The 16,150-nt window shown below is 64.7% G+C and carries 12 protein-coding genes, 1 other RNA gene and 5 pseudogenes; 8 read left to right on the forward strand and 10 right to left on the reverse strand.

Annotation, left to right across the window (positions count from 1 at the left end; all coding sequences use genetic code 11):
* Positions 1-66: 66 nt before the first annotated feature.
* Positions 67-672 carry a recombination mediator RecR gene (gene recR, locus HK436_RS05295; protein WP_173187896.1) on the reverse strand — a complete coding sequence of 202 codons (606 nt, stop codon included), beginning with the start codon at positions 670-672 and terminating at the stop codon, positions 67-69.
* 278 nt (positions 673-950) lie between these two features.
* Here recR and HK436_RS05300 point away from each other — a divergent pair, with 278 nt between their 5' ends.
* Positions 951-1,460, forward strand: a complete 510-nt coding sequence (locus HK436_RS05300) for a GNAT family N-acetyltransferase (protein WP_173187898.1) — start codon at positions 951-953, stop codon at positions 1,458-1,460.
* A gap of 156 nt (positions 1,461-1,616) precedes the next feature.
* Here the strand turns inward: HK436_RS05300 and HK436_RS05305 are convergent.
* The 6 genes and pseudogenes from HK436_RS05305 to HK436_RS05330 all read right to left on the reverse strand — a co-directional run.
* Positions 1,617-1,976 (reverse strand): annotated as a pseudogene (locus HK436_RS05305) (cell wall hydrolase); the annotation flags it as partial.
* 308 nt (positions 1,977-2,284) lie between these two features.
* On the reverse strand, positions 2,285-2,608 hold the full coding sequence (locus HK436_RS05310) for a YbaB/EbfC family nucleoid-associated protein (protein ID WP_173187899.1): 324 nt from the start codon (positions 2,606-2,608) through the stop codon (positions 2,285-2,287).
* Between the two features lie 18 nt (positions 2,609-2,626).
* Positions 2,627-4,463, reverse strand: a pseudogene (locus HK436_RS05315) (DNA polymerase III subunit gamma/tau).
* A 124-nt stretch (positions 4,464-4,587) separates the two neighbouring features.
* Positions 4,588-4,685, reverse strand: an RNA gene (gene ffs / locus HK436_RS05320) — signal recognition particle sRNA small type.
* A gap of 112 nt (positions 4,686-4,797) precedes the next feature.
* A complete protein-coding gene (locus HK436_RS05325) occupies positions 4,798-5,283 on the reverse strand; it encodes an SRPBCC family protein (RefSeq protein WP_173187901.1) in 486 nt (161 codons plus the stop codon).
* Complete coding sequence (locus HK436_RS05330; RefSeq protein ID WP_206680489.1) at positions 5,280-5,621, reverse strand: ArsR/SmtB family transcription factor; 342 nt, start codon at positions 5,619-5,621, stop codon at positions 5,280-5,282. The genes HK436_RS05325 and HK436_RS05330 overlap by 4 nt, the downstream gene beginning before the upstream one ends.
* Before the next feature lie 134 nt (positions 5,622-5,755).
* Between HK436_RS05330 and HK436_RS05335 the strand changes: the two genes are divergently transcribed.
* Both HK436_RS05335 and nudC read left to right on the forward strand, forming a co-directional pair.
* Positions 5,756-6,178: an HIT family protein gene (locus HK436_RS05335; RefSeq protein WP_173187903.1), complete on the forward strand. Its 423-nt coding sequence runs from the start codon at positions 5,756-5,758 to the stop codon at positions 6,176-6,178.
* A 26-nt stretch (positions 6,179-6,204) separates the two neighbouring features.
* A pseudogene (gene nudC / locus HK436_RS31140) lies at positions 6,205-7,133 on the forward strand (NAD(+) diphosphatase).
* 278 nt (positions 7,134-7,411) lie between these two features.
* Here nudC and HK436_RS05350 read toward each other — a convergent pair.
* Positions 7,412-7,714: a GIY-YIG nuclease family protein gene (locus HK436_RS05350; protein ID WP_173189964.1), complete on the reverse strand. Its 303-nt coding sequence runs from the start codon at positions 7,712-7,714 to the stop codon at positions 7,412-7,414.
* A 324-nt stretch (positions 7,715-8,038) separates the two neighbouring features.
* Between HK436_RS05350 and HK436_RS05355 the strand changes: the two genes are divergently transcribed.
* Positions 8,039-8,749 carry a GNAT family N-acetyltransferase gene (locus HK436_RS05355; RefSeq protein WP_173187907.1) on the forward strand — a complete coding sequence of 237 codons (711 nt, stop codon included), beginning with the start codon at positions 8,039-8,041 and terminating at the stop codon, positions 8,747-8,749.
* Between the two features lie 82 nt (positions 8,750-8,831).
* A complete protein-coding gene (locus HK436_RS05360; protein WP_173187909.1) occupies positions 8,832-9,542 on the forward strand; it encodes a GNAT family N-acetyltransferase in 711 nt (236 codons plus the stop codon).
* A gap of 20 nt (positions 9,543-9,562) precedes the next feature.
* On the opposite strand, the pseudogene HK436_RS05365 reads toward HK436_RS05360, so the two are convergent.
* A pseudogene (locus tag HK436_RS05365) lies at positions 9,563-10,431 on the reverse strand (prephenate dehydratase).
* Entirely contained in the window at positions 10,428-11,168 is a 741-nt protein-coding gene (locus HK436_RS05370) for a 3-deoxy-manno-octulosonate cytidylyltransferase (protein ID WP_173187911.1), read from the reverse strand. Before HK436_RS05370 ends, HK436_RS05365 begins: the two are co-directional and overlap by 4 nt.
* A gap of 214 nt (positions 11,169-11,382) precedes the next feature.
* Here HK436_RS05370 and HK436_RS05375 point away from each other — a divergent pair.
* From HK436_RS05375 to HK436_RS05385, 3 genes and pseudogenes are all read left to right on the forward strand, one after another.
* Positions 11,383-12,141 (forward strand): annotated as a pseudogene (locus HK436_RS05375) (c-type cytochrome); the annotation flags it as partial.
* A 202-nt stretch (positions 12,142-12,343) separates the two neighbouring features.
* Complete coding sequence (locus HK436_RS05380) at positions 12,344-14,221, forward strand: extracellular solute-binding protein (RefSeq protein WP_173187913.1); 1,878 nt, start codon at positions 12,344-12,346, stop codon at positions 14,219-14,221.
* Positions 14,218-16,095 carry an extracellular solute-binding protein gene (locus HK436_RS05385; protein ID WP_244648544.1) on the forward strand — a complete coding sequence of 626 codons (1,878 nt, stop codon included), beginning with the start codon at positions 14,218-14,220 and terminating at the stop codon, positions 16,093-16,095. The genes HK436_RS05380 and HK436_RS05385 overlap by 4 nt, the downstream gene beginning before the upstream one ends.
* The last annotated feature ends 55 nt before the right edge of the window (positions 16,096-16,150 follow it).

The raw sequence follows: 16,150 nt of genomic DNA on the forward strand, positions 1-16,150 counted from the left end.
CAGGACAGAGGGGGCAACGTAAAGCGAAACCTCTCATCACGTGCACTCCTTGTTCACGCGAGATACTCAAAACGCCGTCCGCGACCGCAGCGCGGCGGCAAGCGTTCCCTCGTCGAGATAGTCGAGCTCGCCGCCAACGGGCACGCCGTGGGCGAGCCGCGTCACCTTCACCTCCATGCCCGAAAGCTGGTCGGTGATGTAGTGGGCGGTGGTTTGGCCCTCGACCGTCGCGTTGACGGCGAGGATCACCTCCTGCACGCCGTCCTCGGCAACGCGCGCCAGCAGCGAGCGGATGTTCAGGTCTTCCGGCCGCACCCCGTCGAGCGGCGACAGCGTGCCGCCCAGGACGTGGTAGCGCACGTTCATCGCCGAGGCGCGTTCCAGCGCCCAAAGATCCGCCACGTCCTCCACCACGATGATCGTCGCACCGTCGCGGCGCGGATCGGTGCAGATCGTGCAAGGGTCGCTTGTATCGACATTCCCGCAGGTCGAGCACACCCGCACCTTCTCGACCGCCTCGCCCATGGAGGCGGCGAGCGGCACAAGGAGCTGCTCCTTCTTCTTGATGAGGTGCAGCGCGGCGCGGCGCGCCGAACGCGGCCCCAGCCCCGGCACCTTGGCCAGAAGCTGTATCAGGCGTTCGATCTCCGGGCCTGCGATTCGTTTCGACATGACGCCGGTTTAGCGGGGAACGGCGAAATTGGGTAGCGCAGGAATGGCACGGCGCATTAAGTTGATGCGTCCTTCGAGGTTCGCTGCGCTCGCACCTCAGGATGAGGACGGTAGTTTGACTTGCCCTACAATGTAGTGGCCTCGATTTACGTCGACAGAACGATCCTCGAGCCGACGAGCTTGCCGGCGTGACGCACAAAGGTCCTCATCCTGAGGTGCGATCCTGAGCTTGTCGAAGGGGAGCCTCGAAGGACGCACCTAAACACGGAGCCCACCCTATGCCTCGCGCCGAAATCACCATCCGCGTCGCCACCCCGGACGACCTCGATGCGCTCGGGCGGCTCATCGCCGCATCCTATGCGGGGCTGGACGACGGTTCCTACGAGCCGGAGCGGATCGCGGCCGCCATGCCTGCTATGTCGAAGGCCAACCCGGTGCTGCTCGCCAGCGGCACTTATTTCGTCGCGGAGATCGATGGCGAGGCGGCCGGCTGCGGCGGCTGGACAAGGGAAAAGCCGGGCAGCGGCGATGTGGTCGACGGGATCGCGCATATCCGCCATTTCGCTACGCACCCCACCCATCTGCGCAAGGGCGTGGCACAGGCGCTGCTTCAGCACTGCCTGCGCGAGGCAGCGAGCGCAGGCATCAAGACCATGAAGAGCCAGTCGACCCTGCCGGCCGAGCCGTTCTATGCCGCCGCCGGCTTCCGGTGCATCGGCCCGATCGAGGTCGAGATGGGCACCGGCGTGATGCTGCCCGCGGTCGAAATGGAACGCGCCCTGCCCTAGAGGAGCGCGTTACTCCGCAGCCAACGGCCGTGTCTGGCCCGCAAGCATGGCGCCGATCGCATCGGCGGCCTGCGGCTCGACGCTGTAGGACATCATCGTCGTGTCCGTCACCACCGTCTCGGCTGGCTTTTCCGCCTCGGCGATCTGCTGGCTCCTGCGGCTGCGCTTCTCGTAGAAGGCGTTGCCGCCGGCTTCCAGCACGTAGTGCATGTTCTTGTAGGGGAATTTCAGGCCCGCCTGATGGAAGAACTGGGCCTTCTTCACGGCGGGATGCCGTTCGCCCTTGAGCACGGCTTCGGCGGCCGCCTGCACATCCGGCAGTGCCTTGGAATTCATCTTGCGGCTGAGAACGCCCGGCGCGAACTGGTTCTTCTGGCCCACCACACCGCAGACCGTATCGGCATATTTGCCCGAATCGAGCCGGTTCATCACCACGGTGCCGACCGCGACCATGCCTTCGCGGCTCGAGCGGTGCGATTCGAAGAACATCGCGCGCGTCAGGCACTCCTTGTCCTTCATCGAATAAGCCATCGGCTTCGCCCGAAGCGACGAGGTCGTCACGCTGTCGAGCGCTTCGACGCTTTGCGAACAGGCAGAAAGGATGGATGAAAACGCGACGACGCACACAGGCGCGAGCCGCAGCCTACGGGATTTCTGGTACACGAAACTGACCCTCTCCGAACGGTCCCCGCCACTTCGGAGCGTCCATCAGAGCCGGACCAATCGGGCAAAAGCGTGGCAAAATGGTTACCGGCGCCTCATTTGGGCCTCTTGCGACCCGAATGCGCCCCCGCCACGCTTCGCAGAAAGCCCTCCCGCCTCGGCTAGAAAGGCAGTTTCATGCCGGGCGGGATCGGCAGGCCGGCGGTGAGCTCCTGCGTCTTCTGCTGCATCACCGCCTCGACCTTGGACTTGGCGTCGTTGTGCGCGGCGAGTATCAGGTCCTCCAGCACCTCGACGTCGTCTTCCTTGAACAGAGAGGGGTCGATCTTCAGCGAGCGCATCTCGAACTTGCCGGAAAGCGTGACCTGCACCAGCCCGCCGCCGGCCTGGCCGCTGGCCTCGATGTTGGCGATCTCTTCCTGCATGGCCTGGAACTTGGCCTGCATCTCCTTCGCCTTGCTCATCATGCCGAGAAGGTCTTTCATCGTGATCTCCGCGCTATTCTAGAGTTCGTCGTCTTCGTCACCAACGCCGGGGTCCGGCATCGGCTCCGCGGTTTCGTCGTCATTGTCTTCCGGCGCGTCTGGAATGCGCACGTCGATCACCTTGGCACCGGGAAAGCGCGACAGGATCGCGGCCACCGCCGGATCGTTGCGCGCATCCGTGAATTGGGCATCGCGCCTGGCCGTCGCGATTTCCGACAGCGTCTGCCCGCCAGGCTCCTTGGACGTCGTTATCAGCCATCGCCGGCCCGTCCATTCCTTCAGGCGTACGGACAGATCGTTAAGCAGGCTCTTCGGTGCATCCTGCGTGAGGGCCACCTCGATGTGGCCGTCCTGAATGCTCACAGGCCGCACATATTTCTTGAGGTTGATCTCAAACAGCTTGTCGCGGTTCGCATCCGCAAGCGCTGCAATGTCGGCCAGCGACCTGATGCGCGCCTGCGGCTCGGCTTCGGGCTCGGGGGCAGCCTGAGGCGCCTCGAAGACAGGCGCGCTTTCGGCAGCCGGCTGCGAGGAGACCAGCCGCATCGCCTGTCCGCCGCCATTGCTGGACGCCGGCATATATTGCTGTCCCACGGCTGAGGCGGCAGGCCCCGACGGCGACGGCGAGGCCGACGCACCGCCATTGCCGCGCGGGACGCCGGCGGACTCGGTCGCAGCGCCGCTTTCGATCGCCTTCAGCGCCTCGTCCAGCGTCGGCAGCGTCGCCGCATGGGCAATGCGGATCAGCACCATCTCGGCGGCGTTGATCGGCCGGTTCGCCGTCTGAACCTCCGAAATGCCCTTGAGCAGCATCTGCCAGGTGCGCGACAAGACGCGCACCGACAGCGACGTGGAAAAGTCCAGCCCCCGCGTGCGCTCGTCCTGCGAGAGCGAAGGATCGTCGCCGGCTGCCGGCACGAAGCGCATGCGGGTGACGAGGTGGTTGAATTCCGCCAGTTCCGTCAGAACAGTCGCCGGGTCGGCGCCGGCGTCGTATTGCGCGCGGAACTCGCCGAGCGCCGCCGCGACGTCGCCCCTCATCAGCGTCTCGAACAGGTCGATGATGCGGGCACGGTCGGCCAGCCCCAGCATGTCGCGCACGGTCTCGGCCGTCACCTTGCCGGAAGAATGCGCGATCGCCTGGTCGAAGATCGACTGCGCGTCGCGCATCGAGCCCTCGGCCGCGCGCGCGATCATCGCCAGCGCGTCGTCCTCCGCCTCCACGCCTTCCAGCCCGCCGATCCGCGCCAGATCCTGCTTGATCAGCGCGGCGTCGATGCGGCGCAGGTCGAAGCGCTGGCAGCGCGACAGGATGGTGATCGGCACCTTGCGGATTTCGGTGGTGGCGAAGATGAACTTCACATGGGGCGGCGGCTCCTCCAGCGTCTTCAGCAGGCCATTGAAGGCCTGGTTCGACAGCATGTGGACCTCGTCGATGATAGACCTTGTAGCGCGCGGAGACCGGCGCGTAGCGCACCTGCTCGATGATGTCGCGGATGTCGTCGATGCCGGTGTGGGAGGCCGCGTCCATCTCGATCACGTCGACATGGCGGCCCTCCATGATCGCCTCGCAGTGGACGCCCGGCACCGTCAGGTCCACCGACGGCTGGTCGATCGCGTCGGTCTTGTAGTTGAGCGCGCGCGCGAGAATGCGCGCCGTCGTCGTCTTGCCGACGCCGCGAACGCCGGTGAGCATCCAGGCTTGGGCGATTCTGCCGGTCGAGAAGGCGTTGGTGAGCGTGCGCACCATCGGCTCCTGGCCGATGAGTGCGGTGAAGTCGCGCGGCCGGTATTTCCGCGCCAGCACGCGGTATGCGGCGGGTCTTTTCGTCCCGTCTGTTCCGCTTGTCTCCATGACGCTTGAACCAGCTCCCTGCGGCGGCGGCACCGAAGTATCGAGTTTCGCCCCCGCGAACCGGCGGCGTCAACCGCTCCGTTCCATGGTCTCCTGTGGATGGGGCCCGATGGATGGGGGAAGGGTGGGAGGCTGGCACGATGACCCGTGCCGTGGCTCGTTAGGGCTGCTTCCTTCCGGACCTGACCCGGTTGGCGAGTGGCTCGTCCACCACCAACCTCCCGATCTCCATATCGGCAATTCGCGCCGCGAATGCAAGGGGAGCGTTGTCACGCGGCAGCATCAAGCCATTGCAACGGCACCGGTCATGATGCCGCGCGGCAGCGGCACGACCCTAACCCTTCCAGCCATAACGCTCGTCGAGCTTGGAGAGCTGGCTCAGGAAGCCTTCCTTCTGCATGGCAGAGGTCTCGGCGTCGTGCATCGGCCACAGCGTCACGACCATGCGGACATGCCCCTCGCCGGCGGGAAAGAATTCCACCTCGATGGTACTGTTGTAGGGTTCCACGCCCGGCAGGAAGTCGATGATCTGGGTGAGCACGAGGCGTTCATACGGCTTGAACTCGCTGAAGGTGCCTCTGATCCCATGGGAAGGCGGCCTGTCCAGCTTTGCCATCTCCGCCACCACCTCCGGCGCATCCGCCACCATGTCGTAGTGGAGTGCACCGTCATGGCGCGCCTCGATCTTGCGGACATCGGCGCGGAAACCCTGCGGCCCCCACCACGATTCGAAACCGGCCTTCGTCGTCCACAGGCCCCACAACTCCTCGGGCTCGGCCGCATAGGTGCGTTCGATGACGATGTTTGCCCTGTCATTCATGTTTCCGGTTCCTTCCTTGTGGCTTTTTGCCGAACTTCGAGTGCGGCGCCGAAGCGATCGAGCCGCGCCTCCCAAAGGCTGCGATACTGCGCCAGCCACTGGTCGAGTTCGCGAAACGGCTCCGGTTTCAACGAATAGAGCCTGCGCTGCCCGTCCGGTCGCATCACCACGAAGCCTGCTTCGTTCAGGATTTTCAGATGTCGCGAGACGCCGGATTGGTGGACCCCCGCATCCTCGACGATGTCGTTGACCTGCCGTTCGCCGCCAAGCAGCGCCTCGACGATGCGGCGGCGGGTGGGGTCGGCCAGTGTCTGGAAAGCATCTAATTGCATAATCATGTATATGCATTGGCGTGTATATTAAGTCAACACCCCGCGAACATTCTTTCCGCAGGACCGCCAAGCCGGCACGATCGCTTGCAGCCGGGGAGCGCGCCTCTAGCCTCCGCAGGAACGACAAAAGAGGAAACGCCATGCCCGCCGTGCCGGCCGGATTCGAACTCGATCCGCGCATAGAGCGCGATACCTGTCCGCTGATGTGGCTGGGTCTGTGCGAATTGCGGCTGATGGACGACCGCCGCTGGCCATGGCTGATGCTGGTGCCGCAGCGTCCGGGCGTCATCGAACTGCACGAGCTCACGCCGCTCGACCAGACCATGCTCACCTTCGAGATCAACATGGTCAGCCAGGCCCTCAAGCGCGTGACCGGCTGCCGCAAGATCAACATGGGCGCGCTCGGCAACGTCGTGCCGCAGCTCCACGTGCATCTTGTCGCGCGCAACGAAGGCGATCCCGCCTGGCCCGGTCCGGTCTGGGGGTTCGGAGACCGCGAGCCCTACCGCCGCGAGGATTTGCACCGCTTCGTCGACACGATAAGATCGGCGCTCTCGCCATAGGATTTCGTCTTCCCAATGAGCTTTTTCTGTTTTCAGCGCCCGAGCGCGAGCCGAGCCAGTTTGTCGGCTTTGCGGGCAACCGGATCGACCGCCAGTCGGAAAACCGCACTGACGAAGCGCTGGAGATTGCGCTCGCCGATCCGCGCCTGCGCATCATGCAGACGCGCGGCGGCCGGCTCTACCTCAAGCTGAACGGTGCCGGCTTCGATCCGTATTTCACCCTCGCCGAAGCGCGGGAGGTGGGCGCCAAGCTCGGCGACAGCGTGCTTCTGGGCCTGTCGGACGCCGGCCCCGTGGTCATGGCGCCGGGCGCGGTCGAGCCCGACGACCTGCCCGAAGGCATCAAGGCGATCGACCACCGCTCGTCTACGTGCAAGGCCTGATCGGGGCCGACATGCTTGGCGAACTGGCGCAGGGAGCCGCCCTTCTTGCGTGGAACCGCAATCACCGCTTCTGCGGACGATGCGGCGCGGAAACGCAGGCGCGCATCGGCGGCTACAAGCGCTCCTGCGCCGCCTGCGGGGCCGAGCATTTCCCGCGCACCGATCCCGTCGCCATCATGCTGACGGTCAGGCAGGACATGTGCCTGCTCGGCCGCAGCCCGCATTTCGCGCCCGGCATGTATTCGTGCCTGGCCGGCTTCATCGAGCCCGGCGAAACGATCGAGAACGCCGTCCGGCGCGAGACGCTGGAGGAATCAGGCATCCGCCTCGGCCGCGTTGCCTACCACGCCAGCCAGCCATGGCCGTTTCCGCATTCGCTGATGATCGGCTGCTTCGGCGAGGCGCTCAACGACGACATCGCGTTCGATGGCAAGGAACTCGAGGATTGCCGCTGGTTTGCACGCGACGAGGTGCTGACCATGATCGCCGGCGCCCATCCCAACGGCCTCGGCGTCCCACCCAACGGCGCCATCGCCAACCACCTCATCCGCGCCTGGGCCGAACACGGTTAGCTGTCTGGGCGACAGGCGACCAGAGTCGACATTTTCTCTCGCCGACGCTGACGATGGAACAGGAGCACTTAAGAAGCCGTCATCCCGGCCAAGGGAGCGGAGCGACCGCCGAGCCGGGACCCATTGGTCCGATAATCGTCAAGCACGGCCCGGTTCTCGCCCCGACACGGGCCACCACCGCCGCAAGCACCGTCCACCCGGCCGCGCTGCTCAATGGGTCCCGGCTCTTCCTCGCTCCGCTCGGTCGGCCGGGATGACGGTGGAGAGGCAGCGGCGCTTCAGCCGTTCAACGTCTCATAAAGATCGTTCCATTCCGGGTTCATCGCCTCGACCAGGTCCAGCTTCCATTTGCGGCGCCATTTCTTGATGCGCTTCTCGTCGTCGATCGCATCGCGGATGTCATCATAGTCGCGATACCAGACCAGCCGATCGACACTGTATTTGCGGATAAAGCCCTGCATCAGCCCCTCGCGATGCTCCCAGATGCGACGTTCGAGGTCAGCCGTCACGCCGATGTAGAGCGTTCCATGCTTTCGCGAAGCAAGAATGTAGACATAGCCCCCATCTTGAGATGGGACCAGAAACCTGTTCTTCCGGCAAGTAGGATTGGGCGCCGTGCCTCTCCACCGTCATCCCGGCCGACCGAGCTTGCGAGGGAGAGCCGGGACCCATTGGTCCGCAAATCGTCAAGCACGGCCCGCTTCTCGCCCCGACACGCGCAACCGCAGCCGCAGCCACCCGCCGACCGGCAACACCGCCCATGGCTTCCGGAGAGCCTGCACTTCGCTTCGGCTTACCGGATAACGGCGGGGAGGGCGTGGCCCAACCTTAATCGCCTGTCTCCCTTTGGGACGGCACGATCCTTGCAACCCGGTTGCCAAGGGTGAGAATTCGGGGAGATCGCCATGAGCATGCAAACCACCGTCGGCGACACGGCAACCTCACCGCGTCCCTGGCAGCATCTGGCCGTGCTTCGCGAGCGCGCCCGAGGCCGGTTCAAGCCGACACTGCTCACCCGCATCGAGCGCTACGGCATCAGGCGCGATCTTACGGTGCCGCGCGATATGCTCCCCACGCGGGTTCCGATCGCGCTGCGGCCCATGACGCACGCCGACGTGGACATATTGTTCCCCGACGATGCGACCGCGCTGTCTCCGAAAGACCGGCAAGAGGTCGTTTGGCGGCGCATGTTCATCGACAAGGCGGGCATCGCCAACGGCATCGTCGGCGTGGACGAGCGCAATGGCAGGCTGTGCGCGGCGTTGTGGCGGTTCTGGCATTCAGACAACGCGCTCGTGCGCCGCATCGGGGGCTTCCCGCACCTGAACCCCGAAGATATTCTCATAGAAGGGCACTACGCGCCGCGCCCCTATCGTGGTGTCGGCGTCATGCCGGTGGTGACCGAAATGGTGGCCCGCGAGGCGGCCGCCGCCGGTCTGCGCTACATGCACGGCTTCGTCGGCACCCGAAACCGGCCGTCCCTCAAAAGCGCGCGGCGCATCGGTTTCGAGCCGCATCTGCTGCACACGCGCCGCTTTCGCCTGTTCGGGCTGCTCGTCGACGACCGCTTCGATGTCTTTCCCGACGAAGACCCGCGCCGTCGCTGGGAACTCTGATGTCCGCCCGTCCCGGAACGGGACGGCACGGAAGTTGCTTGGCGTCGGCAGGGGCAAAAAAACGATCCCCGGAGGAACCGTCATGAGCATGGACAACGCCAAGTCACTGAACGGCAAATCGACCGACATTCTCCATACGCTCGATCATCTCGGGCAGCGCATCCGTGGTCGCCTGAAGCCGACCCTCGTCGCGCGCACCGTGCGCTACGGGCTTCGCCGCGACCTCGCGGCGCCGCTGGAGCATGTCAGCGCCAAGATCCCGATCTCGTCGCGCCGCATGACCCAGGCCGACATCGACATCATGCTGCCGGAGGACGCCTCCGCGCTGCCGCCTGCCGATCAGCTCGAGGTCAAGTGGCGCCGCCTCTTCCTTGACAAGGCCGGCATCGCCAACGGTTTCGTCGCCGTCGACGAACGCGATGGCTCGCCCTGCTACATGCAGTGGCTGTTCGGCCGCACCGAGGCCGACATCGTCGCCGATCTCGGCGGCTTCCCGCGGTTCGGCGGGGACGAGGCGCTGCTCGAATGCGCCTATACGCCGCCGAGCCATCGTGGGCTCGGCATCATGTCGGCGGCGATGGCGCTGTTCGCCGAACACGCGACCGATTTCGGCGCACGCTACGTGCACACCTTCGTCGGCACCGAAAACATACCGTCGCTGAAGGGCTGCCGCCGGGCGGGCTTCGACCCGCACATGCTGCACACCCGCCGCTTCCGGCTGTTCGGCCTGCTGCGCGACGACACATTCGACGTGATGCCCGACGACGACCCGCGCCGCCGCTGGGAGATGTAATCCACGTCTGAAGCGGGGGCCTAGTCCTCGTCCACGCTCTGCGTCGCGCGGAACGGATGCGCGGGATAGACGCCGAGGATGCGGACCTCGCGGGAGAAGAACGCCAGTTCCTTCAGCGCCTGGGCGACGTTCTTGTCGTCCGGGTGCCCCTCGATGTCGGCGTAGAACTGCGTCGAGAAGAACTTGCCGCCGAGCTGGTAGCTTTCCAGCTTGGTCATGTTGACGCCGTTGGTGGCAAAGCCCCCATCGCCTTGTAGAGCGCGGCGGGGATGTTGTGCACCCGGTAGACGAAGGTCGTCATCATGAGCTGTTCGGGATCGACGCGCGGCGCCCAGCTCTTTTCCTTCGACAGCACCACGAAACGGGTGACGTTGTTGTCGGCGTCCTCGACGTTCTCGGCCAGGATGTCGAGCCCGTAGAGCGACGACGCCAGCCGCGGCGCAAGCGCTGCCCAGCTCCGGTTGCCTTCTTCGGCCACCAGACGCGCGGCACCCGCCGTATCGCCTGCCACGACCGGCTTCCAGCGATGGCGGCGAATCACCTTCCGGCACTGGCCGAGCGCGTGGATATGGCTGTGGACCGATTTGATCTCCTCCATCTTCACTCCCGGCAGCACCATGAGCTGGAAGTGGATGGGCAGGAAATATTCCGCGACGATGTGCAGCCGCGATTCAGGCAGCAGGTAGTGGATGTCGGCGACGCGGCCTGCCAGCGTGTTCTCGATCGGGATCATGGCGAGGTCAGCCTTGCCGCTCTCCACCGCGTTGAACGCATCCTCGAAGGTCGGGCACGGCATCGGCTCCATGTCGGGATACATGTCGCGGCAGGCGGTGTCGGAGTTCGCCCCCGGTTCGCCCTGGAAGGAAATCCTGTTCGTCTTTGCAATCATTTCGGCAGGCCTTGTGAAATCAAAGTGCGGGCGCGTTCGAGGTCGCGCGGCGTATCGACGCCCAACGGCACGGCATCGACGATGCGCGCGTCGATGCGCATTCCGGCTTCCAGCGCCCGAAGCTGCTCGAGCTTCTCGCGCTTTTCCAGCGTCGAGGGCGGCAGGGCGACGAAGCGGGCAAGTGCTGCGCGGCGGTAAGCGTAGAGACCGACATGGTGGTAGTGCGGCCCCTCGCCCCAGGGCGCGGTCGCGCGCGTGAAATAGAGCGCACGCAGGCGGCCCGGCTCGACCGGCGAGCCGACGATCTTCACGACGTTCGGGTCGGTCCGCTCCTCGTCATGGACGATCTCGACGCCCAGCGTGGCAATGTCGACGGCGGCGTCGGCCAGCGGTTCGAGTGCGGCGCACACGATGCGCGGCTCGACGGTCGGCAGATCGCCCTGCAGATTGACGACGGTCTCGACCCTGCCGTCCGGGTCCAAGGTCCGAAGCGCCTCGAAGATGCGGTCCGAGCCCGACTGGTGGCCGCTGTCGGTCATCACCGCCTCGTGTCCGCTGGCCACGACCGCATCGCGAATCTCGGCCGAATCGGTGGCGACCACAACGCGTCCCACGCCGCTTTCCACCGCCCGGTCTGCAACGTGCGCGATCATCGGGCGGCCGCAAATGTCTGCGAGCGGCTTGCCCGGCAGGCGGGTCGCCGCCATGCGCGCGGGGATCAGGACAAGGATGGACATGGCTGGGAAACGGGTCTCCGGCGCGAATGGCGAGGGCATTCCCGAGTGGCAAAAGGTCTCACTGGGAAGTGCCCTTATATGTGTTGCAAGGACCGAGCAAAAGACCTAGTTTCCGCGCGATTTCACCGGCATCTACCGCACGGGGGATGTGGCTTGCGCACGAGAAGGGGGCAAGCCCGACGGAGCGGTCGGACAAGGGAGCCTCGGATAGATGATGGATTCGTTTGAACTCAACAAGCTGGTCGGCGCGTTTCTCGCGGTGGCGTTCGTGGTCTTTTCGGTCAGCATTGTGTCCGATTCCATCTTCGCTACCCACGCACCCGAAAACCCCGGCTATGCCATTGAAGTGGCCGAACAGCCAAGCGGCGACGCAGCCCCGGCCGAGGCCGGTCCGTCGATCGCGGAGCTGCTGCAGACGGCAGACGCCGCAGCCGGCGAGTCGGCCTTCCGCAAGTGCCAGGCCTGCCACACGGCCGAAGAGGGCGGCGCCAACAAGGTCGGCCCGAACCTCTGGGACATCGTCAACCGCCCGGTCGCCTCGCATGAAGGCTTCAGCTACTCGGCCGGCATGCGCGAATTCGCAGCCGACGGCACCGTCTGGGACTACGATCACCTGAGCGAATTCCTCAAGGCGCCGCGCTCCTACGTCTCCGGCACCGCCATGGCGTTCGCCGGCATCAAGAACCCGGAAGAAGAAGCCAACCTGATCGCCTATCTGCGCACGCTCTCCAGCAACCCGGCCCCGCTGCCGGAAGTCGCGGCAGAAGAAGCGCCGGCCGAGGACGCCGCAGCGCCCGCCGCCGAAGGCGAAGCCGCCCCGGCAGCAGAGGAAGAGGCTGCTCCCGCCGAGGATCAGGCCGCCCCTGCGGAAGAGCAGACTGCCCCCGCCGAGGAACAGGCTGCTCCTGCCGAGGAAACCGAGGCCGAGCCGGCCCAGCCGGAAACGCCCGATGACGGCAGCGCCGCCGCGCCGGAAACCGATGCCGGCACCGAGAGCGACGAGACGACCCTCAGCAACAATGACAAAGATGTAATCTCAGCATCACGAAAAAGCCGGGTTTCGCCCGGCTTTTTTGTTAATCTGGGGTGCACGGAAACTTGCCTGCGCAGGGTTTTCATATGCGCCGCAAAGGCTAGTTTAGGAATTCGTAGACCACACGCTGAATGAGGATGGCATGGGATTGAAGCGCTTTCGCACTCTGGCTCTGTCGATGATCGCAACAGCCGTGCTGACCGGCGCGGCCGGAGCGCAGGAGGAACCGGAATGGCGCACAACCTCGTCGCTGATCAGCGAAGCAGCCGAGACCGAGACGTTTGAGCGTTACGACCACGTCAACCCCGATGCCCCCAAGGGCGGCACACTGAATACGGTCACGTCGGGCACCTTCGACAGCTTCAACCCGTTCATCGTGCGCGGCACGGCGGCAGCCGGCCTCAACTATTTCGGCGGCCTGCTGTGGGAAACGCTGATGCAGCAGTCGATCGCCGACCCCGGCACCAGCCACGCCCTGATCGCCGAGGCCTTCAAATATCCTGACGACTATTCGTCCGCGACCTACCGGATCGACCCCAGCGCGCGTTGGCATGACGGCGAGCCAATCACCGCGGAGGATGTCGTCTGGTCGTTCAACATGCTCAAGCAGCACAGCCAGGTCCACAATCGCTATTACGTCAACGTCACCGAGGCGGTGGCGCTCTCCGACCACGAAGTCGAGTTCAAGTTCGACCAGGCGGGAAACCGCGAGCTCCCACACATCATGGGCGACCTTCCCATCCTGCCGAAGCACTGGTGGGAAGGCGAAAATGCGCAGGGCCAGAAGCGCGACTTCACCCAGCCGACGCTGGAGCCGCCGCTCGGCTCCGGGCCTTACGAGATCGAGACATTCCGTCCCGGCGCCGACATCACCTGGAAGCGCGTCGAGGACTACTGGGCGGAAGACCTGCCGGTGAATGTCGGGCGCTACAATTTCGACCGGCGCAAATACACCTACATCCAGGACGAAAACGCCGCCTGGCAGGCGTTCACCAAGGGTGGCCTGCACGACATCCGCCTGGAGAACCGCGCGTCGCGCTGGGCGTCGGAATACAACTTCCCCGCCTTCGAGCGCGGCGACGTGCTCAAGCGCACCTACGAAACGACGTCGGGCGAACCGATGCAGGGCTTTGCGCTCAACACGCGGCGCCCGCAGTTCCAGGACAGGCGGGTGCGCGAGGCGCTTACGCTTGCCTACGATTTCGAAAGCCTCAACCGCGTCCAGTTCCACGGGCTCTACGCTCGCACCGACAGCTTCTTCGAAGGTGGCGAACTGGCGTCGAGTGGCCTGCCCCAGGGGCTGGAGCTCGAAATCCTCGAAACCGTCCGCGACGAGGTTCCGCCGGAAGTCTTCACCGAGGAATTCAAGCTGCCGGTCTATGACAGCCGTGAGGCCCAACGCGACCATCTTCGCCGCGCCTCGCAACTCCTCGCCGAAGCAGGCTGGCGCCAGCAAGGCAGGCAACTGGTCAACGAGAAGGGCGAGCCCTTCCGCATCGAATTCCTTTCGTTCAATCCCGACAGCGAGCGCCTCACCGGCCCCTATATCAACACGCTGCGGCGGCTGGGCATCGATGCCTCGCTTCGCATCGTCGACAGCAGCCAGTATGTAAACCGGGTTCGCGACTACGACTTCGACGTCATCACCGGCCTGATGATGCAGTCGCAGTCTCCCGGCAACGAGCAGCGGGAATATTGGGGGTCGGAAGCCGCCGACCTCCCCGACACCCGCAACTATGCCGGCATCAAGGATACTGCCGTCGACAAGCTCATCGAGCGCGTCATCTTCGCCAAGGACCGCGAGGAGCTGATCGCTGCCACCCACGCCCTCGATCGTGTGCTGCTCTGGGGCTACTACTACGTGCCGCAGTTCCACAATTCCGAGGTGTGGGTCGCCTACTGGAACAAGTTCGGCATCCCCGAAGAACAGCCCTCCTATGTCGGCGTGGACGTCGAGTCCTGGTGGATCCGTCCCGATCAGGAAAAGGCGATCGAGCGCAGCTTCGAGGAGACGCAATGAGGGTCGGTGGAATGATTGCCCGGCGCGATTTTCTTGCGCTGGGCGGCGCGGCCGTCGCTGCGCCACTGCTGGTTCGAGACGCCTTCGCCCAGTTGCCGACGGACACGCCGCTTCACGGCATATCGGTCTTCGGCGACCTGAAATACGGACCCGACTTTGCGCATTTCGACTATGTGAACCCGGATGCGCCCAGCGGCGGGCGCATCGTCACCCAGTCGCCGGTACGCATCTACAACCAGAACTTCGACACGTTCGATACGCTCAACATGTACGTGCTGCGCGGCAACGCGGCATTCGGCATGGATCTCACCTACGCCTCGCTGCTGGCGAGTTCGTCCGACGAGACCAGCTCGATGTACGGCTATGCGGCGGAGTCGGTGTTCGTCAGCGAGGACAGGCTGACATGGCGCTTCACGCTGCATCCCGACGCAGCGTTCCACGACGGCACGCCGATCAAGGCCTCCGACGTCCTCTTTACCCTGACGACGCTGCGCGATCTCGGCCACGAAAACATCGCCAGCACGCTGCGCGAAGTCGAGACAATGGAAACGCCCGACGAGCGCACCGTCTCGGTAACGCTGAAACCGGATGCCGGCATATCGGTGCTTTTGACCGTCGCCGGCGCGCCGATCTTTTCGGAAAGCTGGTGGGAAGGCCGCGATTTCCAGGCAACGCTCTCCGAAGCGCCGCTGGGTTCCGGACCGTATCGGGTCGGCCGCTTCAATTTCGGCAGCTTCATCGAGTTCGACAGGGTCGCCGACCATTGGGCGGTCAAGCGCCCGGTCATGGTCGGGCGCTACAATTTCGACCGCATCCGCTACGAATATTATCGTGACAGGACCGCATCCTTCGAGGCGTTCAAGGGCGGCAACATCCTCTTCCGGGAGGAATTCACGTCGCGCAACTGGGCGACGGACTACAATTTCCCGGCCATCAACGACGGCAGGGTCAAGATCGAGGACTATCCCGACGAGACACCGTCCGGCGGCCAGGGCTGGTTCTTCAACACCCGCCGGGAAAAGTTCGCAGACCGGCGCATCCGCCAGGCCATCGGCATGCTGTTCGATTTCGAATGGACGAATGCCAATATCATGTACGGCCTCTACGAGCGTTCCAACTCCTTCTTCGAAAAGTCGGACAACAAGGCGTCGGGCCTGCCGAACGAAGCCGAGCTCGAACTGCTGGAACCGTTTCGCGACCAGCTCCCGCCCGAGGTTTTCGAAGAACCCTATGTCGCGCCCGTCACCGACGGCAGCGGCCGCGACCGCAACCAGATGCGCGCCGCGCTGGCGATGTTCACGGAGGCCGGCTGCAAGCTGGACGGCCGCCGTATGCTGCTGCCCTCCGGCGAGCAGCTTACGATCGAGTTTCTCGGCAACTCGGACACGTTCGAGCCGCACCACAACGCCTTCATTCGCAATCTGACCCAGCTCGGCATCCGCGCCAGCTACCGCATCGTCGACGCCGCGCAATATTCGCTGCGGCTGCGCGAGTTCGATTTCGACATGGTGGTGTCGCGCTTCACGATGTCGCTCTTCCCGTCGCGCTTCATCAGGCAGGTGTTCGGCTCGGTCAGCGCCAATTCGCCGGGCTCGTTCAACATGGCCGGCATGGCCAATCCCGCCATCGACGCCGTGCTGGAGAAAATCATCGCGGCGAAGTCGCAAGAGGAATTCACCATGGCCACGCGCGTGCTCGACCGGATCATCCGCGCCGAGCACTATGTAGTTTTCCAGTGGCACAAGGCCGCGCATTGGCTCGCATATTGGGACTATTACGACCGGCCCGCGGTCAGCCCAAAATACGCCATCGGCGTGCTCGACACATGGTGGACGCGCCCGGACAAGGTCCAGGCCACCGGCATGACCGGCTGACGCAAGCTTCCCATGTGATGACAAAGCCGGTTACAGACGTGTCCAGCTCGAAACC

Origin of the sequence: Neoaquamicrobium sediminum (assembly GCF_013240295.1) — a bacterium.
GTDB classification, from domain to species: Bacteria; Pseudomonadota; Alphaproteobacteria; order Rhizobiales; family Rhizobiaceae; genus Aerobium; species Aerobium sediminum.